The organism is Microcoleus sp. Pol10D4, assembly GCF_036701555.1.
GTDB lineage: Bacteria > Cyanobacteriota > Cyanobacteriia > Cyanobacteriales > Microcoleaceae > Microcoleus.
Genome location: NZ_JAUBRA010000149.1, coordinates 1 through 3,641, shown reverse-complemented (window position 1 = coordinate 3,641; position 3,641 = coordinate 1). Strand labels below are relative to the sequence as shown.

The following is a 3,641-nucleotide window of genomic DNA, read 5'->3' as shown; positions in this document are numbered from 1 at the left end:
AAACGCGCTTACAAAGCACTAGGAAAAATTGAAGTTGCAGACAAAACAGTTCATAAAGAACACCGCAAATATGAGGGTGTTGTCGCCGATAATGAGCTGGGTAAAAAACGCTCAGACACTCGACTAGCTAAGCACTTGCACAGTTTGCGTCCCGGCTATGCCCGACTGGGTTTAGGGATTGACAAGGCTGACAGCGATGCCAGAACTCGGATTGATGCGATTAAAGCCAAGCTGACGGGAGGTGCAAGCTAATGGAATATATGTGGATTGCTGGCAACAAAAAAGAAGTGAAGAAATTGGTAGCAGCTTTACGAGCTAACGGATTCACGTTCGAGCTTTCCTACTATACGGAAATAAGCAATTCCCCTTTTGAGCGCAACCGATGCTCCTATACCTTGAAGAATTTTCGTCCCCCCGCCGTACCGACTCCACAGCCTCGCCCGTGGGATGCAGTGCTAGGAGGTAAGAAATAATGAAAGCGATGTATCTGGCAAACTACTTCGTTGCCGGATGCGTCGCTTTCTCCCTTTTGGGATGGATAGCGAGTCTGCATCCGATGGCAATGAAAGCCGTTTTATTCTTGTTAGCAGCAATTGCGATTGCTTGGGGATTGAGTTGGTTGCTTGACTATTCCCTGAGTAAGATGCTCAAGATTTCAGTGGCTGACTTACAGGCTGTTTTAATCGGCGGTTTAGCGATGCTGCTGATTGGTTTGGGGGTGTTTCTATGCAGCTAAAACTGTTTGTTTTGAGTGCATCCTCTGTCGTGCTTTGGTTGACTCCACTAGCAGCACTAGACAAAAAGCTAGACACTCACAAAGCACTGCAAGGTGTCAGCTTGTGTGCTGCGATTGCTTGTGCAGTGTCAGCGGGTAACATCGCTCGCAAACTGTCAGAACAAGGGGAGATTGAGGCAATTAAAGAGCGGGCAATCACCGCCGATGTGGTGGATGAAATCTCGACAAGCGTATACATTTCTCAGAAACAAAGACAACAGGAAGCAGAACAAATTCTGGCAATAAACGAACGAACCGACGAACAAGAGGCAGAACTCGATTCGATAAGAGAATCACTAGAACTGTTACTGAATAAAACTTCTGGCGATTCTGGCGAACTCGCAGTAGTGAATTTATCCACCAAGCAGCGCGAACAAATCGAACTGATTCTGCAATGTCACGCGAAGGGTATCACTGGCAAGAATAAAATCCTTAAAGAAGTTTGGGGAGTGTCAGCCGGCAGTAGCCAATCCTACCGGGACGCGAAGGCTGAGTATGAATTTTTGATGCCGTTTGTGAAGGGGGAAGGTGATGACTAGACAGCCGAATGTACCAACAGCAGCAGCCCTAAGATTGACTGGCACTAAGTCAGAAATAGAGCTAGTTCTGGCTGTTTTGCGAGGTAAAGATTTCTTTTGGAAAACTAACGGCAAGTATTACCCGCAACGAGGGGATAGCAATCAGTACGCTTACTACCTCAATGACCTGCAATTACCTCAACTTGGGGTAGCAGTTCCGCCAACACCAGGGGAACCACAACCTCGACCGTGGGATGCAGTTTTGGGAGGTCAGGGCGATCGGTAGCGGCCAACAAGGGAGGGGCTGATACGGTCTGCCTCCCTGCCGCGTCACCGGGCTGAGTGATACCCGCTAGCACAAAAAAAATCCCAAAAAACAGTAGTGACGAATAAAAGCTAAAACCTATAGGTTTCGATTTTGCGTATATGACCAAAACCGCCAGTGGATAAGGCATTTAAGGTTCGCCCTACATCCGCATTTTTGTGTATAACGCGCGCGGAAACCTAATAGGTTTCGGGCACATTAAGTTTTTTTAAACTTTGCCCGCACCACTGAGGAATAGCTCTGGCACAACGAAAAATACTAAAATTTTCAGATGGACAACCGCCCACTCACACCACAAGAAATTCTAGAAGAACGCCGACTTTGGCGTTGGTGGCTGCGCTGGTTTGTTAAATACTGTGCGAGGTTTAATCCTCAAAGAATTTGTGCGCTTGTAACTGAGTACACGGCGGGTGCAAGCTTTCTGGCGGTTGCAGGGCATTTACATCTTTTGACTCAACTGCTAAAAGCCCTAAGCCTCATCCCGAAATTCTGCAATGGCTTGATAGGTGTCAGTCGCTCTGACAGTCTAGCTGCGTCCGCTTACTAAAGTTTGCGGAGCGGTTCCACCTGTCTAGCTCTAAATTTTCAAAAAGTAAACGCCAAAAAACCGCTGCCAGCAATTGGAACCTGTCGTCAGCGGTCTTTGGTCAAATTCACCTCGGCAATGAGGCCGACTTACTATGAATAATAACTCAATCAACGGACAAAAACCAAGTGCCCGTAAGCTTATCCGTGTAACCAAAGACAGCCCTTGCCCCCACTGCGGTAAACCTGACTGGTGTTATTCGATCGGTGATTTGTCAGTCTGTAACCGCGACCAACCGCCCGCTACTGGCTGGGAAGTGACTACTAAATCCGATCAGGACGGTCATTTTTACTACGCCCCAGTCCAAGAAAAGAAAGCCATCCGCCCCGCTCAAACCCGCTATTGGGAATATCCAGACCGCGACGGCTCCCCACTTGTCAGGGTACGGCGGGTTGATTTCGGCGACGGACACAAGAAGGATATCAAGCAGCAGCACTGGGACAAAGATAAAAATGACTGGGTGATGGGTTTGGGCAAGGTTGAACGTGCCAGCATCCCGGTCTACCGCCGTGCCGATGTCCAAAAGGCGATCGCAAACGGCGACTGGATTTTCATCGTTGACGGCGAGTCGTGTGCGGATGCAATTCGGGATTTAGGTTTGGCCGCTACCACCAGCATCGGCGGTATGGGTAAATGGCGAATCACTGACACAAGCGATTTGCAGGGCGCGAAAGTTGTTATTTGTCCCGACCGTGACATACCCGGAGTTGAGGATGCGGCTAAAGTTTCCCAGCACTTCACCGACGCAATGTGGCTCTACTGTTACCCCGAATCTGGAGCTTGGGACAATTTGCCAAAAAGTCAGGGATTAGATGTCAAAGACTGGATTGACAGCGAAAGACTCAATACTCAAGACATACTAAATTTTCTTACTCCTCACCCGCGCACGCGAGAAGAAGTAGTATGCCAGAAGTATGACAGTAGTTTAATCGACTACATCCCAGACACCGCGCCGACTCCAGAGCAAAACTACGTGCATAAAGCCATTGAGGCGCTGTACTCTGACACGCCCTGGGTATCCATAGCGGGGCAGCTTTTTGAATTCACCGGGACTCATTACGAACTGCGATCGGAAGCTACCGAGAAGCGGCGCATTCTTGATTGGTTGAGCACTTACTCTGAATTTGTGAAGGGGAAATATCGCTGCAATCGTTTTAACTCTGCCAGTGCTAACGAGGTCTACAACTGTATGGTCTTAGCTGTGGCCGTAGACCCTAACACCATCAATCCTGATGGATTGAACTCCTCTGAAGGGGTGGTAAAGATTAATCCTGACGGCTCTCACTCGCTTGTGCCACATGACCCTAACCATGTCTATACCTATGTCGGCTGCAAGTATGACCCCGACATAGACCCGACAGATTGCGATCGCCTTCTGGAATGCTTGGAGCCGTCGCAGCGTGAGGTATTTTTGCGGACTGCTGCTGCTGCGTTGAA

5 protein-coding genes and 2 pseudogenes are annotated in these 3,641 nt (G+C 48.8%); all 7 read left to right on the top strand.

Annotated elements, in window-relative coordinates:
- Positions 1–252: pseudogene (locus QUA36_RS30935) on the top strand (hypothetical protein); the annotation flags it as partial.
- Entirely contained in the window at positions 252–473 is a 222-nt protein-coding gene (locus QUA36_RS30930; RefSeq protein ID WP_333460132.1) for a hypothetical protein, read from the top strand. The pseudogene QUA36_RS30935 and the gene QUA36_RS30930, both read left to right, overlap by 1 nt.
- Positions 473–736, top strand: a complete 264-nt coding sequence (locus QUA36_RS30925; RefSeq protein ID WP_333460131.1) for a hypothetical protein — start codon at positions 473–475, stop codon at positions 734–736. Before QUA36_RS30930 ends, QUA36_RS30925 begins: the two co-directional genes overlap by 1 nt.
- Positions 727–1,314, top strand: coding sequence for a hypothetical protein (locus tag QUA36_RS30920; RefSeq protein ID WP_333460130.1), 588 nt, complete (start codon positions 727–729; stop codon positions 1,312–1,314). The genes QUA36_RS30925 and QUA36_RS30920 overlap by 10 nt, the downstream gene beginning before the upstream one ends.
- Positions 1,307–1,579 carry a hypothetical protein gene (locus QUA36_RS30915; protein ID WP_333460129.1) on the top strand — a complete coding sequence of 91 codons (273 nt, stop codon included), beginning with the start codon at positions 1,307–1,309 and terminating at the stop codon, positions 1,577–1,579. Before QUA36_RS30920 ends, QUA36_RS30915 begins: the two co-directional genes overlap by 8 nt.
- Positions 1,580–1,889: 310 nt before the next feature.
- Positions 1,890–2,165: a hypothetical protein gene (locus QUA36_RS30910; RefSeq protein ID WP_333460128.1), complete on the top strand. Its 276-nt coding sequence runs from the start codon at positions 1,890–1,892 to the stop codon at positions 2,163–2,165.
- Positions 2,166–2,298: 133 nt separating this feature from the next.
- Positions 2,299–3,641: pseudogene (locus tag QUA36_RS30905) on the top strand (hypothetical protein); the annotation flags it as partial.

What these genes read in the sequence shown, in the direction of transcription:
- QUA36_RS30930 (WP_333460132.1), top strand. Translation starts at nt 252, where the DNA reads ATGGAATATATGTGGATTGCTGGCAACAAAAAAGAAGTGAAGAAATTG.
- QUA36_RS30925 (WP_333460131.1), top strand. Translation starts at nt 473, where the DNA reads ATGAAAGCGATGTATCTGGCAAACTACTTCGTTGCCGGATGCGTCGCT.
- QUA36_RS30920 (WP_333460130.1), top strand. Translation starts at nt 727, where the DNA reads ATGCAGCTAAAACTGTTTGTTTTGAGTGCATCCTCTGTCGTGCTTTGG.
- QUA36_RS30915 (WP_333460129.1), top strand. Translation starts at nt 1,307, where the DNA reads ATGACTAGACAGCCGAATGTACCAACAGCAGCAGCCCTAAGATTGACT.
- QUA36_RS30910 (WP_333460128.1), top strand. Translation starts at nt 1,890, where the DNA reads ATGGACAACCGCCCACTCACACCACAAGAAATTCTAGAAGAACGCCGA.